Annotated in this window: 14 protein-coding genes and 1 tRNA gene; 8 read left to right on the forward strand and 7 right to left on the reverse strand. The window is 34.8% G+C overall.

Going from position 1 to position 16,326, the window contains the following annotated elements:
• Positions 1–36: 36 nt before the first annotated feature.
• On the forward strand, positions 37–489 hold the full coding sequence (locus NH26_RS18030) for a hypothetical protein (protein WP_044223266.1): 453 nt from the start codon (positions 37–39) through the stop codon (positions 487–489).
• A 160-nt stretch (positions 490–649) separates the two neighbouring features.
• Here NH26_RS18030 and NH26_RS18035 read toward each other — a convergent pair whose 3' ends face one another.
• From NH26_RS18035 to NH26_RS18065, 7 genes are all read right to left on the reverse strand, one after another.
• Positions 650–2,830: a S46 family peptidase gene (locus tag NH26_RS18035; RefSeq protein WP_044223267.1), complete on the reverse strand. Its 2,181-nt coding sequence runs from the start codon at positions 2,828–2,830 to the stop codon at positions 650–652.
• Between the two features lie 97 nt (positions 2,831–2,927).
• Entirely contained in the window at positions 2,928–4,190 is a 1,263-nt protein-coding gene (gene lepB, locus NH26_RS18040) for a signal peptidase I (RefSeq protein ID WP_052431992.1), read from the reverse strand.
• 4 nt (positions 4,191–4,194) lie between these two features.
• Positions 4,195–4,920, reverse strand: coding sequence for a 4-hydroxy-tetrahydrodipicolinate reductase (gene dapB / locus NH26_RS18045; RefSeq protein WP_044223268.1), 726 nt, complete (start codon positions 4,918–4,920; stop codon positions 4,195–4,197).
• Between the two features lie 9 nt (positions 4,921–4,929).
• A complete protein-coding gene (locus tag NH26_RS18050; protein ID WP_044223270.1) occupies positions 4,930–5,634 on the reverse strand; it encodes a DUF5683 domain-containing protein in 705 nt (234 codons plus the stop codon).
• A complete protein-coding gene (locus NH26_RS18055) occupies positions 5,634–6,578 on the reverse strand; it encodes a ParB/RepB/Spo0J family partition protein (RefSeq protein ID WP_044223272.1) in 945 nt (314 codons plus the stop codon). The genes NH26_RS18050 and NH26_RS18055 overlap by 1 nt, the downstream gene beginning before the upstream one ends.
• A gap of 62 nt (positions 6,579–6,640) precedes the next feature.
• Positions 6,641–7,420: a ParA family protein gene (locus NH26_RS18060; protein ID WP_044223274.1), complete on the reverse strand. Its 780-nt coding sequence runs from the start codon at positions 7,418–7,420 to the stop codon at positions 6,641–6,643.
• A gap of 81 nt (positions 7,421–7,501) precedes the next feature.
• Complete coding sequence (locus tag NH26_RS18065) at positions 7,502–8,143, reverse strand: polysaccharide deacetylase family protein (protein WP_044223275.1); 642 nt, start codon at positions 8,141–8,143, stop codon at positions 7,502–7,504.
• Between the two features lie 425 nt (positions 8,144–8,568).
• Here NH26_RS18065 and ilvE point away from each other — a divergent pair, with 425 nt between their 5' ends.
• The 7 genes from ilvE (at position 8,569) to NH26_RS18100 (ending at position 16,299) form a co-directional block, all read left to right on the forward strand.
• A complete protein-coding gene (ilvE, locus tag NH26_RS18070; protein WP_044223277.1) occupies positions 8,569–9,465 on the forward strand; it encodes a branched-chain-amino-acid transaminase in 897 nt (298 codons plus the stop codon).
• A 43-nt stretch (positions 9,466–9,508) separates the two neighbouring features.
• Positions 9,509–11,191, forward strand: coding sequence for a dihydroxy-acid dehydratase (ilvD, locus tag NH26_RS18075; protein WP_044223279.1), 1,683 nt, complete (start codon positions 9,509–9,511; stop codon positions 11,189–11,191).
• Positions 11,192–11,232: 41 nt separating this feature from the next.
• Entirely contained in the window at positions 11,233–12,972 is a 1,740-nt protein-coding gene (gene ilvB / locus NH26_RS18080; RefSeq protein ID WP_044223281.1) for a biosynthetic-type acetolactate synthase large subunit, read from the forward strand.
• Positions 12,973–12,985: 13 nt separating this feature from the next.
• On the forward strand, positions 12,986–13,528 hold the full coding sequence (gene ilvN, locus NH26_RS18085) for an acetolactate synthase small subunit (RefSeq protein ID WP_044223282.1): 543 nt from the start codon (positions 12,986–12,988) through the stop codon (positions 13,526–13,528).
• Between the two features lie 58 nt (positions 13,529–13,586).
• Positions 13,587–14,651 (forward strand): ketol-acid reductoisomerase, encoded by a 1,065-nt coding sequence (gene ilvC, locus NH26_RS18090; protein WP_044223284.1) that lies wholly within the window; start codon positions 13,587–13,589, stop codon positions 14,649–14,651.
• A gap of 157 nt (positions 14,652–14,808) precedes the next feature.
• Positions 14,809–16,074 (forward strand): threonine ammonia-lyase, encoded by a 1,266-nt coding sequence (gene ilvA, locus NH26_RS18095; protein WP_044223286.1) that lies wholly within the window; start codon positions 14,809–14,811, stop codon positions 16,072–16,074.
• Between the two features lie 148 nt (positions 16,075–16,222).
• Positions 16,223–16,299, forward strand: a tRNA-Asp gene (locus NH26_RS18100).
• The last annotated feature ends 27 nt before the right edge of the window (positions 16,300–16,326 follow it).

Genomic DNA, 16,326 nt, shown 5'->3' on the forward strand with positions numbered 1-16,326 from the left:
AACATCATTAACTGACATTGAAACTATTTTTATAGCATGAGTGCGAAAACGACTATAAATCAGCTATACAAGGAATATACAGCATCTAATAATATAGAGATTACAGAAGACAATTTTAATATTCTTCTTATGTACTTTCCATGTTTATTAATCGTAGCATCAGATGGCGTTGTAGACGAAGAAGAGTGGGTATTTGTAAAGTACCTATCGAAATTTATGTCTGATGCTTACAAGCATAAATTAACTAGAAGTGAATTAGAAGATTTACAGAAGCTGTATTTTCAAGAATTGGAATACCTGGTAAATACCTTGGATAAGTGGAAGGATAAATTCTTAGACACTTTGGCGATTTATTTAAATGAACACGATGAAGAAAAAGAAGATATTCTAGATATACTTCAATTGTTTGCAGAAGCATCTGAAGGTGTTTGTGAAGATGAAGAAGAAGCTATTGAAGAAATTTCTGATCGATTAGGCTTAGAAGAATAAAATATATTCTTCTCATACATTATTTAATAGATAGTTATTTTGACGAAGGGGTAATTTCATCACTGAATGGGATAAACTTTTTAGTTCAAATTCTTTTCTAAAGTAAAAGGCCACCTCAAATTAAATTGAGGTGGCCTTTTACCATTAGAAAAAAGACAACTTAGTTTTTCACTAAATTCATTTCTTCAATTAAACGAGGACATTCACCGTATTTATCTACAATAAATAATACATAGCGGATATCAACGATAATATTTCTACATTTTACAGGATCAAACATTACATCAGACATAGTTGATTCCCATGTTCTATCAAAGTTGATACCTATTAATTGACCTTCTGCATTAATTACAGGAGAACCAGAGTTACCGCCAGTGGTGTGGTTAGATCCTGTAATACAAACAATCATTTGTCCATCTTCGCCATACTGACCGTAATCCTTCTTATTGTAAAGATCGATAAGTTTTTCGTGTACATAGAACTCATGTGTTTTAGGCACATCGGTTAATCTTTTTTCCATCACTCCTTCTAGAGTAGTGTAATATTTAAATTCTACACCATCTCTTGGTTCAGATCCTTCAATTTTACCATATGTTACACGTAACGTTGAATTGGCATCTGACCAATATTGTTTACTTGCTCCTTTATTATTAGCTACATATTCTCTATTAGGAAATACCTCTCTTAATGCTTTTACATAAGTTCTCATCGAAAGGTTGATCTCTTCAGTAAGTGATCTATATTCAAATACTACTTTATTAGAGTAGATTTCATAAATATCGTTAGCTAAAATATAAGCAGGGTCTTTTTTGATCTTACCCATTATAGCACTTTCACTCCCTTCTAATAAAGCCGTTAGTTTTTCTTCATTACAGAAAAGACTTTTCTTATAAATACTAGAAGCTAATTTATTGAAATTACCTTTGTCCTTTGCATTTTTAAATGCTTCAGGCAAGAAAGAAGGATCAATAGCATCTGAGTACAGAGTAGATGCAGAAACAAAAATTTCTTTGTCTGTACCTTTATCATAGTTCTTAAAGAACCCTTTAGCATTCCCTTTTAGTTTCGCAACAGTAGCTATGAAATCAGGAGTGCCTGCTTCATACTTTTTCAGTTCTTTAAATCCTAGAGCAAACCTTAAGACTTCAGGTCCATAGTATAACTCTTCAATATAAAGATCTCTAGCAAGCTGATATTTTTCTACTGAAGCAAATTGCTCTTCAAACTTCTTAAGAAGATCTGTATACTCAGGTTTATTTTTTACTGCATCAGCAAACATCTTTTCTTGTTCTTCCTTCTTGTTGATGGCATCAAGACGTTCTAAACCTTTACTTTCTCCAATCCATTTTTTATATGCATTCGCTACTCTCGCTTTCTTAGCAGAATATTTGATTCTTACGGCATCATCTGCTTTCATATTCTTATCAAGAATAGCAATGGTTTTTTCTCTCATTGCTATTTTGATAGGGTTTGATTTGTTGACAGTATAATCAACTCCTTCAGAAGGTAAATATTGTTGTGTTCTTCCTGGGAAGCCATAAACCATTGTAAAATCATCTGCTTTTACACCGTTTAAAGAAATTGGGAAGTGGTATCTTGGAGTATAAGGAACATTGTCTTCTGAATATTCAGCAGGTTTACCATCTTTTCCAGCGTAGATACGGAAAATAGAGAAATCACCAGTATGACGTGGCCAAACCCAGTTATCAGTATCTCCGCCAAATTTACCAACAGAAGAAGGAGGGGCAAATACTAAACGGATATCTGAGAATGTTTCCATCGTAAACATATAGTATTCGTTACCATAGAAGAAAGGCTTGATTTGATAATCATAATGAGTACCTTTTACGGCTGTATCTCCAACTTTTTTGATGTTTTCTGCAATCAACTTTTGTCGATCTTCTTCTTTCATATTGTCTTTTACTCCATTCAATACTTTAGAAGTAACATCATCAATACGAACAACAAAAGAAACAGTTAAACCAGGGTTTGCAAGTTCTTCACCGAACGACTGAGCTGCAAAACCTTCAGTTAATAAATCTTTTTCTACAGATGAATGAGATTGAATTTGACCATATCCACAGTGGTGGTTGGTAAGAATAAGGCCTTTATCTGAAACAACTTCACCTGTACATCCTCTGCCAAACCAAACCACAGCATCTTTCATACTTGATTTGTTTACAGAGTAAATATCTTCAGCAGTCAATTTAAAACCATTGGCTTGCATGTCTTCTTCATTTAGTTGTTGAAGAAGTGAGGGAAGCCACATTCCTTCATGTGCCCACAAAGATAAGGGCAACAATAGAAAGGAAAATATTGTTCCTAGTAAGTATTTTTTCATTTCTGACTGATCGTTTATATATGTTATATGATAGTGTGCTTAAAAGCCGAAGGATGTGGTCTTCGGCTCTTAGCATAATTAATTTACAAAAGTTTTTTTACTTTTTTTTCTTCTTTTTGTCGTTGTTAGAGAAGAAAAAGACAGTTCCGAAGAATAATGCAAGAATAATGACTTTAACAGCAGTTGGAAGTTGGAAATCACTATCAATAATATGAAGGATTCTATCCCATCTTACTGCACCTGTCTGAGGATTTGCATCTCTAGAGAACCAAGTCATTACTGCTTTACCAATGATGTGATCAGAAGGAACAAAACCCCAATATCTTGAGTCAAGGGAATTGTGTCTGTTATCACCCATCATAAAGTAATAATCTTGTTGTATCGTATAAGAATCAGTTGCTTGTCCTCCTATTAATAATTGACCATTTTTAAATTGAGGGTTATCGTTCTCCTCATATTTTTGAATGATATCTTTATAATATGGCCAATTATCCGCAGTGATTTTTACCACTTCACCTTCTTTTGGAATATGTAATGGACCGAAATTATCAGCAGACCAATTGTTTACAGCTCCACCAAAGATTCTATGGTCACTATTCTCAATAATAGGTTTTATGGAAACGACAAGAGGATTATTTTTTAAGGTAGCAACTTGCTTATTTGTTAAGTTGACATTCTTATAAATAAAAGTATTCGTTTCTGATGATTTTGAAATTAGCGGGTACATTCCCGGATAATTTCTATAGTAATCATTTAAATTAGCAGCAGCTTGTTCTGATGGGAAGATGGCAATATTATCTACATTGTAATAGATATTATTTTCTGCCAAAACATCAAGAGAAAGCAATTGTTTAGTTTCTAAAGTATAATCGGTTTGTAATTCTACATACTCACCATATGCAACTTTTTGATCATTGATATAAACCTCTTGATTTTTGATTTGAATATCATCTCCTGCAATACCAATACATCTTTTAATATAGTTGGTCTTTAAATCAACAGGATAATCATTGTGCTCGGCAGGATAGTTGAAAACAACAATGTCATTATTGTTTACATCACTAAACCCTGGCAAACGAAATTGAGGTAATTGAATGGCATCAGAAAAAGAGTTGATATCAGTTCCCCAGATTTTTTGATGCGTAAGAGGTACTTGTAATGGAGTTTTTGGAGTACGAGGTCCATAATGTAATTTACTTACAAAAAGGAAATCTCCAATATATAAAGACTTCTCCATTGAAGAAGTAGGAATTGTAAACGCTTCAAAAGCTATCCATCGAATAAAAGTGGCAGCAACTACGGCAAATAATAGTGCATCACCCCATTCTCTTAATACGCCTTTTTTCTTTTTGTTACTCATAATTTTATAAAGCTAACATATCATTCATACCAAAGATACCTTCTTTTTTATGAAGCCATTCTCCAGCTAATACGGCACCTAATGCAAACCCTTTTCTAGAATGAGCAGTATGTTTAATATCAATTCTATCAATTTCAGATTCGTAAGTTACTTCATGAGTACCAGGTACATTTGGTTCTCTAACGGCAACTATTTCTATACCATTGTCTTTTGGTTCATCTTCACCTTGTAGAGTCCAAGAGTCAACACCATCAAATTTTTCAATCACACCTTCTGCTAAAGTAATAGCCGTTCCACTAGGTGCATCTAATTTTTGAGTATGATGAATTTCTTCCATAGCCACTTTGTACTCTGCTTTAAATGCAGACATCATTTCAGCTAATTTTTTATTTAAAGCAAAAAAGATATTTACCCCTAAGCTGTAATTTGATGCATAAAAGAATGCAGTGTTTTGAGACTTAGTTGCTTTTTCTATTTCATCTTTTTTATCCAACCAACCTGTTGTACCAGAAACTACTCTAATTCCTTTATCAAGACAAATTTTGATATTGTCATAAGCAGAACTAGGTTGAGTAAATTCAATAGCTACATCTACAGTAGAAGGATCAATATTAATAAAATCTTCTCTATTGTTTAAGTCAATGATATTGACGATGTTATGTCCACGTTCTTTTAAAATACCTTCAATGGTTTTACCCATTTTTCCGTATCCTATTAATAGAAAATTCATTTGTTATTTTTATTTTGAATTTATATTTAAAGTTAAAGTTGCTCCCAATGCAGGTAAGCCGGTTAAGGGATCGGGAATAGCTGCAGGCTTAAATTGTAAGGATAAATCATCACTTACATCATAATACTTAAGATGTTGATCTACTGCAGCGTCCAAAGCACCTAATAGATACCAACCACATGACACGATAATCATAAAATCTCGATCTCTTCTGAAACGATCTCTTCTAGAGACCAAGTTGTCCACCGATAAATCACGATATATTTCAGGAATAAGATGATCGTTAGTAGGATCAGCATCTGCTTTATAGGCAAGCCAATGACTACTCTCGATATAGTTGGTATGATTAAATTTTATAAAGTACCCAAACACAGCATATCCACCATACAAAATAGGTATTTTCCATACTTTGTTATTATAGATTTGCCCAAGACCTGGGATAACTATAGTGTAAAATGAAGCTTGAGTGGGTTCGGTTAAATTTTTATACTGTATACGTTTTTTTCTTTTTCTTTCTTTTTGATCAATATGATTCGGCATCTCCTTTAAAGAAGATAAAGAGTCTATTTTTCTATCATTATAGGCTTTTTTCTCCTCTTCAGACATTTTTATGTATGCAGAATCTGTTTCTACTTGTGCTTTAGCAGAAGTAGAAAAGAATAATAAGCCAATAGTGAATAAAAAGAAAGATAAAATTTTAAGAAAATTAGGCATCAGTGTGTTTTAAGAATGTCCAGTATTCTATTAAGGTCTTCTACAGATTGATAAGGAATTTTGATTTCTCCTTTTCCATCTGTTGCATTATTAATTTTAATCTGAGTCCCAAAGTGAGTTGATAAATCTCTTTGTAAGCGACTGAACTCAAAATCAAGAGGTTGATTTTTTGTTTTAACATCACCCTTTTTAAGATCTTTTCCTTGAATGACATCTCTAACAAGGTTTTCAGTTTTTCTTACTGAAAGCTCATTTTTGACAATCATATCGAAAATCATTAACTGTACTTCGATACTATTTACATTAACTAAAGCTCTTGCATGTCCCATAGAGATCATGTTGTTTCTTAATCCTGTTTGGATTTCAGGAGGAAGCTTTAATAAACGTAGGTAATTGGCTACTGTAGATCTTTTCTTACCCACTCTATCACCAAGTTCCTCTTGTTTTAGATCACATTCAGCGATTAAACGTTGGTATGAGATAGAAATTTCTATTGGATTTAGATCTGCTCTTTGAATATTTTCAATCAAAGCCATTTCTAGCATTTGCGTATCATTGGCACCTCTAATATATGCAGGGATTTTTTCTAATCCTGCCATTTGAGACGCTCTCCATCTACGTTCACCAGAAATAATTTGATACTGTTTTTCTGTTAGTTTTCTTACGGTAATAGGCTGAATAATACCTTGAACCCTGATAGAATCAGCTAATTCCTTTAATGCCTCATCAGAAAATTCTAAACGAGGTTGATAAGGGTTTCTTTCAATTTCAGAAATAGCAATTTCATCAAGTTTTTCTACTACTTGTTGTTGTACTTCAGGAGTTACATTTTCTGTAACCTCAGGAGTAGGGGTTTCAGATTTATTTTCACCAAGTAAAGCACCAAGTCCTTTACCCAATGTATTTCTCCTTTTTAATGTTTTCTTTTCTTGTTTCTCTGGCATAACTATAATCAGCCTAACATATTATTTAAATCAAGGTTATTATCGGTATAGAGATGAAAGTATTAAGCTTTCACTTCTATCTTATTTTTTTTGAGAATCTCTTGTGCTAAGTTCAGGTAACTTACCGCCCCTTTACTTACCGCATCATGTTCTATAACCGGAACACCAAAACTAGGTGCCTCACTTATTTTAATATTTCTTGGAATGATTACCTTGAACACTAAATCACCAAGATTCTTTCTAACATCTTCTACTACAAGGTTGGATAATCTAAGACGAGTATCGTACATCGTCATTAAAATACCTTCAATTAATAAATTAGGATTTAAACGTGATTGGATTAAATCGATGGTTTTTAAAAGTTTATCCAATCCCTCCAATGCATAATATTCACATTGTACAGGAATTACTACAGAATCTGCAGCAGTAAGTGCATTTACTGTAATTAAATTTAATGAAGGAGAACAATCAATGATAATAAAATCATATTTGTCTTTCACTTGTTCAAGTGCTTTCAACATTCTTGTTTCTCTATCTTCTATATCAATCATCTCAATTTCGGCCCCTACAAGGTCGATGTGAGAAGGAATAATGTCTAAATTATCAAAATCAGAAGCAACAATAATATCTTCTGCATTGATATCTTCCACCATGCAATTGTAGATACTTTTTCTTTCCTCTTTAGGGTCTAGGTTTAAACCAGACGTTGAGTTCGCTTGTGGATCTGCATCAACTAAAAGTGTGTTATATTCCAAAACAGCAAAACTTGCAGCTAAATTAACCGAAGTTGTTGTTTTACCTACGCCACCTTTTTGATTAGCAATAGCTATGATCTTGCCCATTTTTTTTAAACGCTTTTGTTCTTTGTAAATACAAATATAGTTTTTTTCAGCATCTACTTTTAAAAATTATATTTTCTTTAATTAAAGTGAGGCAAAAACATAACCTTTTTTAGAAAAATACTCTAAAAATCGAGGGAGAACGTACTTCAAATTCTTTTCAGCTTTAATACTATCATGAAAAACAACTATAGATCCATCTTCTGTTAGTTTAATAGCAGTGGATAAACACTTCTCTTTTTTAAAGTTCTTATTATAATCTCGAGTTAAAACATGCCACATGATAATTTCATACTCCTTATTAAGAGTTTGAATCATTTGTTTTCCAACCTGTCCATGTGGAGGACGAAACAAGGGCTTGCTAGAAGTTATTTGAAAGAGTGTATTTGAAGCTAGCCATTCATCACATTTTTTGACATTTTCTAAATAATGTGAATAGGAGTTTTTCCAATATTGTAAATGATTCTGAGTGTGGTTTCCTACTCGGTGACCATTTTTTAAAACCTGATGGTATACATCTGGATGTTTATTGATATTATCCCCGACACAAAAGAAAGTAGCTTTAGCGTCGTATTGGTTTAATTGATCTAAAACCCAAGGAGTAATCTCAGGAATGGGTCCATCATCAAAAGTGAGATAAATAGTGGGTTTATGTGTAACTTCTTTTTTCCATGTTAATGATGGAAAGATTTTATCTCTTACAATACTGCCTACTCTTTGTATCATCGCCTAAAAAAATTATTTGCTACAAATATACATGGTTTATAATTAAAGTTAGAAATGATAAATATTATTAGCTTAATTAAGTGCTATTGTGTTGTTTGATGTATTAAAGTTGTGGTGTATACTGTTAGCTATCGTAATTATTTTTAAAAAGAAGTGAAACGTTTCTTTTATTATTTGCAAAAGAAAAAAATAGATAATTATATTTGAGCTAAACAATGATTAAAAATGTTGAAAAAAACGCAAAATATCGTCCTTAATATTATCATTATTGCGATTGTCGTCCTGCTAAAGGAAAGATAATGGTCACTACGTATATTTTGTTTAAAAAATAAAACTTGGCCATTGTCAGAAAATTTACACTTGACAGTGGTTTTTTTTTACAACATTAATAAATCCGATTTATCACCCTTAAATACTTTTCATTTATGGTGAAGTATTATGATCAAGACACAGTAATTTTCCATAACGGAGAATTTGTAAAGGCAGCAGAGTCGAAAGCAGATTTGTTTTCACAGTCTTTACACTACGGAAATGGCGTCTTTGACGCGATGAGAGCATATGGTACGGCATTAGGTCCGAACATTTTTAAAGCTAGAGATCACTTTTCACGTTTTCTCGATGCTGCAAATACTATGCACCTCGGTCTAGATTACAGTGTAGATGAATTGGTAGGTGTTTCTTATCAATTGTTGGAGGAAAACGGTTTTTCTGATGCATATATAAGACCTTTGGTTTATGCAGAAGCAAACATGGATCTAACACCAACAAAGAAGCACAACATTTTTATTGCGGCTTGGAGATGGGATAAATTCTTAGGTAAAGACCTTTTGGATATTACTATCTCTACTTATACAAGACCAAGTCCGCACTCTTTTAATGTAGAAGCTAAGATTTCTGGTCACTACATTAACTCAATTGTTTCTATAGCAGAAGCAAAGGAAAGAGGTTTTGATGATGCTTTGTTATTGGATGTAGATGGTTTCATCGCTGAAGGAACAGGGGCAAACTTCTTTTTTGAGAAAGAAGGTAAACTGTATACCTCTCAAAAAGGACATATCTATCCAGGTATCACAAGAAATGTGGTGTTTGATATAGCAAAGTCTTTAGGAGTGGAAGTAGTTGAAGGTCAATATAAGCCAGAAGATCTTAAGGATATTGATGGTGCTTTCTTTACTGGTACTGCAGCACAAATTACTGGTATCAATTCTATTGATAGACATTTAGTGCTTAAAGATTGGGAAGATACTATTGGCTTTGAAGTATTTGAAAAATACAGACAATACGTGACACAATCGGAATACGATAACTATTCCATTATATAACAACAAACTGATTTTTTAATCAACAACAAACAGAGGAAATATTATGGCAGAGGTGTTAAACAAACATAGCCGAACTATAACACAAGACGATACACAACCAGCTGCTCAAGCAATGCTTTATGGTATTGGTTTGACAGATGAGGATATGGAAAAGCCTCAGATTGGTATCGCTAGTACAGGTTATGAAGGAAATACTTGTAATATGCACTTAAATGGATTAGCAGCTAAAGTAAAAGTTGGTGTCCAAAAAGAAGGCATGGTGGGTCTGGTATTTAATACTATTGGAGTAAGTGATGGTATCACAAACGGTACTATTGGTATGCGTTACTCTTTGCCATCAAGAGATATTATTGCTGACTCTGTTGAAACTGTAGTAAACGGACAGTTCTACGATGGTTTAATTACTGTTGTAGGTTGTGATAAAAATATGCCTGGTGCCATGATGGCAATGTGTAGAATCGATCGTCCAACTATTATGTTGTATGGTGGTACTATCGCTTCAGGATGTTGGAAAAAACAAAAATTGAATATTGTATCTGCCTTTGAGGCATTAGGTGAGAAAATTGCCGGTACAATTTCAGATGAAGATTATAAAGGTGTGATTAAAAATGCTATCCCAGGCGCAGGTGCTTGTGGTGGTATGTATACAGCAAATACTATGGCTTCAGCAATTGAAGCAATGGGTATGAGCTTACCTTATTCTTCTTCAAACCCTGCAGTTTCTGATGATAAAAAGAATGAATGTCAAAATTTAGGTCCAGCAATTCATAATTTATTGAAATTGGACTTGAAGCCTTCTGATATTCTTACTAAAGCATCTTTCGAAAATGCCTTGACTGTAATTATGGCATTGGGTGGTTCAACAAATGCAACTCTGCATATGTTAGCTATCGCAAAAGCGGCAGACATCGAATTAACTTTAGAGGATATTCAAAGAGTATCTGATAGAGTACCATTCTTTGCAGATTTGAAACCTTCAGGTAAATATTTAATGGAAGATGTTTTTGCAGTAGGAGGTATTCCTGCAGTAATGAAAACACTTCTAAATTGGGGATTATTAGACGGTTCTTGTCTAACAGTAACTGGTAAAACAATTGCTGAAAACTTAGCGGATGTTGCTCCACTAGGTTCTGATCAAGATTTAATGCGTCCACAAGATCAACCAATTAAAGCTACTGGTCATCTTCAGATACTTTACGGGAACTTAGCTACAGAAGGTTCTGTTGCTAAAATAACAGGTAAAGAAGGTGAGAAGTTTGTTGGTCCTGCGAAAGTATTTAATAATGAATTTGCAGTGATTGATGGTATCTCTAACGGAGAAGTATCGAAAGGTGATGTAGTTGTTATCCGTTACGAAGGTCCAAAAGGTGGCCCGGGTATGCCAGAGATGTTAAAGCCAACATCAGCAATTATGGGTGCAGGTCTTGGTAAAGACGTAGCACTAATTACTGATGGTAGATTCTCAGGAGGTACTCACGGTTTTGTGGTAGGACATATTACTCCAGAAGCTGCAGTAGGTGGTAATATCGCTTTAGTAAATGATGGTGATATTATTACAATTGATGCGGTTACCAATAAAATCGAAGTAGCTGTTTCTGATGAAGAATTAGCAGAAAGAAGAGCGAAATGGGTAGCACCAGAACCTAAGTTTAAGAAAGGTATACTTTATAAATATATCAAAACTGTTTCTTCAGCATCCGAAGGGTGTGTAACAGATGAATTTTAATCTGTAATTAAGAACAAGTAGTACGAAAAATCATTTCAGTAATGAGTACAGCAGCCAAAGAGTTCACAAAAGAACAAGAAGCCAAAGAAACAACCAAAAAAGTATCAGGAGCAGAAGCCTTATTAATGGCTTTGGTAGAAGAGGGTGTAGATACAATGTTTGGTTACCCAGGTGGAGCAATCATGCCTGTGTATGATAAGCTTTATCACTATGATGACAAGTTGAAGCACATTCTCGTGCGTCATGAGCAAGGTGCTACGCATGCAGCACAAGGTTATGCTCGAGTCAATCATAGAGTGGGCGTTTGTCTGGCAACTTCTGGGCCTGGAGCAACTAACTTAATTACAGGTCTTGCAGATGCAATGATCGATTCAACACCGATGGTTGCAATCACTGGCCAAGTAGCATCTCACTTATTAGGTACTGATGCCTTTCAAGAAACAGATGTTGTTGGTATCTCTACTCCGGTAACAAAATGGAATTACCAAGTAACAAAAGCTTCTGAAATTCCAGAGGCAATTGCTAAGGCATTCTATATTGCAAAGAGCGGAAGACCAGGTCCTGTATTAATTGATATTACTAAAGATGCACAGTTTGAAGAATTTGATTTTTCTTACAAACCATGCACAAAAATAAGAAGTTATAAGCCAGTAACTATCGCTGAGGAATCAGCTTTAGATGCAGCTGCAGAATTAATTAATGCCGCTAAAAAGCCATACATTTTGGTTGGACACGGTGTCATGATTTCTAAAGCAGAAAAAGAATTACTTGCATTTGCTGAAAAGGCAGGTATTCCAATGGCTTCTACTTTACTAGGTTTATCTTCTGTTCCTGTAGATCATCCACTTTATGTAGGATACTTAGGAATGCACGGTAACTATGGTGCTAACATAAAAACGAATGAATGTGATCTTTTGATTGCTATCGGTATGCGTTTTGATGACCGAGTTACAGGTGATTTAAGTAGATATGCCACTCAAGCAAAAGTAATTCACGTAGAAATTGATCCTTCAGAGATTGATAAAAACGTAAAAGCTGATGTGCCAATTATTGCAGATGCTAAAGAAGCTTTGGGAAGATTAATTCCTAAAGTGAAAGATGCAAAGCACGATGATTGGTTAGCTGAATTCCACGCTTGTGATGAAATCGAAAAGAAAGAAGTATTAGAATACACATTAGGCGATTCTACTGAAAAAGTGAAAATGTCTGAAGTAATCAAAATGCTTTCTGATAAAACAAAAGGTGAAGCTATCATTGTTACAGATGTAGGGCAACACCAAATGGAAGCTTGTCGATACTACGATTTTAAAATCACAGATAGTATTGTTAGTTCTGGAGGTCTAGGAACAATGGGCTTTGCTTTACCTGCAGCAATGGGTGCAGCAGTTGGAGCACCTGATCGTTTGGTGGTATCTATCTCAGGTGATGGAGGATATCAAATGACTGTTCAAGAATTAGGGACAATTTTCCAATACAAAATTCCAGTAAAGATTCTAGTATTGAATAATAGTTTCTTAGGAATGGTAAGACAATGGCAAGAGTTATTCTTTGATAGAAGATACTCATTTACAGAGATGGTGAATCCTGATTTTGTAAAAATGGCAGAGTCATATTATATCAAGGCAGATAAATCAGAGTCTAGAGAAGACCTAAGTGCAAAAATGGATCAGTGGTTATCTACTGAAGGTCCTTGTTTCTTAGAAGTAGTGGTAGAAAAGGAGTCTAATGTATTCCCAATGATCCCTACTGGAGAATCTGTATCAAATGTACGTTTAAAGTAAAATCATCGATATCATGAAAGAAAAACAAAGATTTACTTTATCAATATTTACAGAAAACGTAGTTGGTTTAACTAACAGAATTTCAATCATCTTCACTAGAAGAAAGTTGAATATTGAAAGCTTAACTACATCAGCGTCGGAGATTGAACATGTTCACCGTTTTACGATTGTGTTCTATACAACTCCTGAACAAGCTGAAAAAGTAGCCAAGCAAATAGAAAAACAAATAGATGTTGTTCGTTGCTATGTTTATGAAGATAGCGAAATCATCTATCAAGAGATAGCCTTATATAAGGTTGCTGTTGATAACCTTACAGATTCAGATGCTGTTGAAGAAATAGTAAGAAAGAATCATGCAAGGATTTTAGCAGCAAAAGCTGACTTTATAGTGATCGAAAAAACTGGTCACAAAGAAGACACCCATGCTTTGTATGAAGCTTTAAAACCTTTTGGGTTAATGCAATTTGGTCGTTCAGGCAGGATTGCATTGTCAAAGGAGCGTCAGGAGATTAGTTCTCTATTGGCAGAATTTGATCAAGAGGATGCGATTGTTTAGAACAATGATCAAAAATTAACTTTCAAACGAAAAAGAAGAATCACAACTTTTAATTATTATGGCAGAAATTAATTTCGGAGGAGTAGTAGAAAACGTAGTAATGCGTGAAGAGTTTCCATTAGAGAAAGCTCAAGATGTTCTTAAAAACGAAACTATTGCAGTTATCGGTTATGGTGTTCAAGGTCCAAGTCAAGCACAAAACATGCGTGACAATGGTTTGAACGTAATTGTAGGTCAACGTAAAGGTGGTGCATCATGGGACAAAGCTGTTGCTGACGGTTGGGTACCAGGTGAGACGCTTTTCGAAATTGGTGAAGCAGCAGAAAAAGGTTCAATTATTTGTTACCTTCTTTCAGATGCAGCTCAAATTTCTGTATGGCCTCAATTGAAAGAGAAATTAACTCCTGGTAAAGCACTTTACTTCTCTCACGGTTTTGGTGTTACTTACCATGAGCGTACTGGTATCGTTCCTCCAAAAGATATTGATGTAATCTTGGTTGCTCCAAAAGGTTCAGGTACTTCATTAAGAACAATGTTCTTAGAAGGACGTGGTTTGAACTCTTCATATGCAATCTACCAAGATGCTTCAGGTAACGCTTTCAACAGAACAATTGCCTTAGGTATTGGTGTTGGAGCTGGTTACTTATTCCCAACTGACTTCAAAAAAGAGGTATTCTCTGATTTGACTGGTGAGCGTGGTTCTTTAATGGGTGCTATCCAAGGTCTTTTCGAAGCACAATATGATGTACTTCGTGAAAACGGTCACTCTCCATCAGAAGCGTTTAACGAAACTGTTGAAGAATTGACTCAATCGTTAATGCCACTAGTGGCTAAGAACGGTATGGACTGGATGTATGCTAACTGTTCAACTACTGCACAAAGAGGTGCATTAGATTGGAAAGACAAATTCCGCGATGCAGTTCGTCCAGTAGTAGAAGATCTTTACAGATCAGTAGCTACAGGTGAAGAAGCTCAACGTTCTATCGATACTAACTCTCAACCTGATTACAGAGTGAAGTTAGAAGCAGAATTGAAAGAACTTCGTGAGTCTGAAATGTGGAGAGCTGGTGAAGCAGTAAGAGCTTTACGTCCAGAAAACCAAAAAGTAGAACAAGAAGCGTAAGCTTTTTATCATATCAACAACTAGGGGAGAGCTTTTCGCTTTCCCCTTTTTGGTAGTTAAAATAAAGGTTGAAATTTGAGTGCCCTTTATATTAATCAATTTCTTATTAATAGTACTCAGGTATTAACCTTTGAAACTATCAAACTTTCATCATCTTATGGAAACAAAAGTAGCAGTGGATTTACCAAGTGTAGAATCAATAGTCAGAGCACATCGAAAGTTAAAAGACGTTGTGACTCGTACTCCTTTAATGCGTAACTTGAATTTATCAGAAAAATATGAAGCTGATATTTGGTTAAAGCGTGAGGATTTACAGATTGTTCGATCTTACAAATTACGTGGAGCCTTTAATAAAATTTCTTCATTAAATAAAGAAGAGAAAAGTAGAGGTATTGTTTGTGCTAGTGCAGGAAATCATGCACAAGGTGTAGCGTATTCATGTAAACAGTTAGGTATTCATGGCGTGATTTACATGCCTGCTCCAACACCAAATCAAAAGGTGAGTCAAGTAAGAATGTGGGGGAAAGATATGGTCGAAGTAGTTCTCGTTGGAGATTCTTTTGACGATGCTTATGCTGCTGCAATGGAACGTTGTGATCAAGAAGGTAGGGTATTTATACACCCGTTTGACGACCCTAAAGTAATTGAGGGACAGGGAACAGTTGGTCTTGAGATCTTAGAAGATACAAGAGATGAAATTGATTACCTGGTAATGCCAATTGGTGGTGGTGGTCTTTCTTCTGGTGTGGGTAGTTATTTCTCTCAAATAAGTCCAAATACTAGAATCATTGGAGTAGAACCTGAAGGAGCTCCTGCAATGAAAGTAGCATTGGACAAAGATGAGGTGGTTACCTTAGATAAAATTGAAAAGTTTGTAGACGGAGCAGCCGTACAAAGGGTAGGTGAAAATACTTTCCAAATAGCAAAACAGTTTTTAGAAGAAGTGGTACTTGTACCTGAGGGTAAAGTATGTTCCACTATTTTAAAATTATACAACGAAGATGCTATTGTAGTTGAGCCTGCAGGTGCTTTATCTATTTCTGCATTAGATGCTATAAAAGATAAGATCAAGGGCAAGAAGGTGGTTTGTGTCGTGTCTGGATCAAATAATGATATAGGCCGTATGGAAGAGATCAAAGAACGTTCTCTTTTGTATGAAGGATACAAACATTACTTTATGGTTCGCTTTCCTCAAAGAGCTGGTGCATTAAGAGAATTTCTTACAGAAATTTTAGGACCAAAAGATGATGTTGTACATTTTGAGTATACAAAAAAGGTCAATAGAGAGAAGGCTCCAGCGATTGTTGGGATTGAAGTAAATGATCCAAACGATTTTGATGAGCTCATGGAAAGAATGAGAACAACGGGCTATAAATTTGAATTATTGAATGAAAATCAAGATATGTTTAATTTTTTGATTTGATCCACTTTCAGTTTTAGCTTGTAAATCAATCTTTTACAATTTCATTAAGATTAGATTACATTTTTAATGCATATAATTCTTGTTTTATAGCAAACAAGGGTGCATATTTGCATCGCTTTTAGGGAAACGACTTCCGAAAAAGCGCACTGGAGCAGTAGTTCAGTTGGTTAGAATACCTGCCTGTCACGCAGGGGGTCGCGGGTTCGAGTCCCGTCTGTTCCGCCAACAAGTCTTCATCAAGACTTTCAAAAA

Origin of the sequence: Flammeovirga pacifica, assembly GCF_000807855.2 — a bacterium.
GTDB lineage: Bacteria > Bacteroidota > Bacteroidia > Cytophagales > Flammeovirgaceae > Flammeovirga > Flammeovirga pacifica.

Coding starts and splice junctions, on each gene's coding strand:
- lepB (WP_052431992.1), bottom strand. CDS start 4,190: ATGAGTAACAAAAAGAAAAAAGGCGTATTAAGAGAATGGGGTGATGCA.
- NH26_RS18030 (WP_044223266.1), top strand. CDS start 37: ATGAGTGCGAAAACGACTATAAATCAGCTATACAAGGAATATACAGCA.
- ilvD (WP_044223279.1), top strand. CDS start 9,509: ATGGCAGAGGTGTTAAACAAACATAGCCGAACTATAACACAAGACGAT.
- ilvC (WP_044223284.1), top strand. CDS start 13,587: ATGGCAGAAATTAATTTCGGAGGAGTAGTAGAAAACGTAGTAATGCGT.
- ilvA (WP_044223286.1), top strand. CDS start 14,809: ATGGAAACAAAAGTAGCAGTGGATTTACCAAGTGTAGAATCAATAGTC.
- NH26_RS18060 (WP_044223274.1), bottom strand. CDS start 7,420: ATGGGCAAGATCATAGCTATTGCTAATCAAAAAGGTGGCGTAGGTAAA.
- NH26_RS18050 (WP_044223270.1), bottom strand. CDS start 5,634: ATGCCTAATTTTCTTAAAATTTTATCTTTCTTTTTATTCACTATTGGC.
- ilvN (WP_044223282.1), top strand. CDS start 12,986: ATGAAAGAAAAACAAAGATTTACTTTATCAATATTTACAGAAAACGTA.
- NH26_RS18055 (WP_044223272.1), bottom strand. CDS start 6,578: ATGCCAGAGAAACAAGAAAAGAAAACATTAAAAAGGAGAAATACATTG.
- ilvE (WP_044223277.1), top strand. CDS start 8,569: ATGGTGAAGTATTATGATCAAGACACAGTAATTTTCCATAACGGAGAA.
- ilvB (WP_044223281.1), top strand. CDS start 11,233: ATGAGTACAGCAGCCAAAGAGTTCACAAAAGAACAAGAAGCCAAAGAA.
- NH26_RS18035 (WP_044223267.1), bottom strand. CDS start 2,830: ATGAAAAAATACTTACTAGGAACAATATTTTCCTTTCTATTGTTGCCC.
- NH26_RS18065 (WP_044223275.1), bottom strand. CDS start 8,143: ATGATACAAAGAGTAGGCAGTATTGTAAGAGATAAAATCTTTCCATCA.
- dapB (WP_044223268.1), bottom strand. CDS start 4,920: ATGAATTTTCTATTAATAGGATACGGAAAAATGGGTAAAACCATTGAA.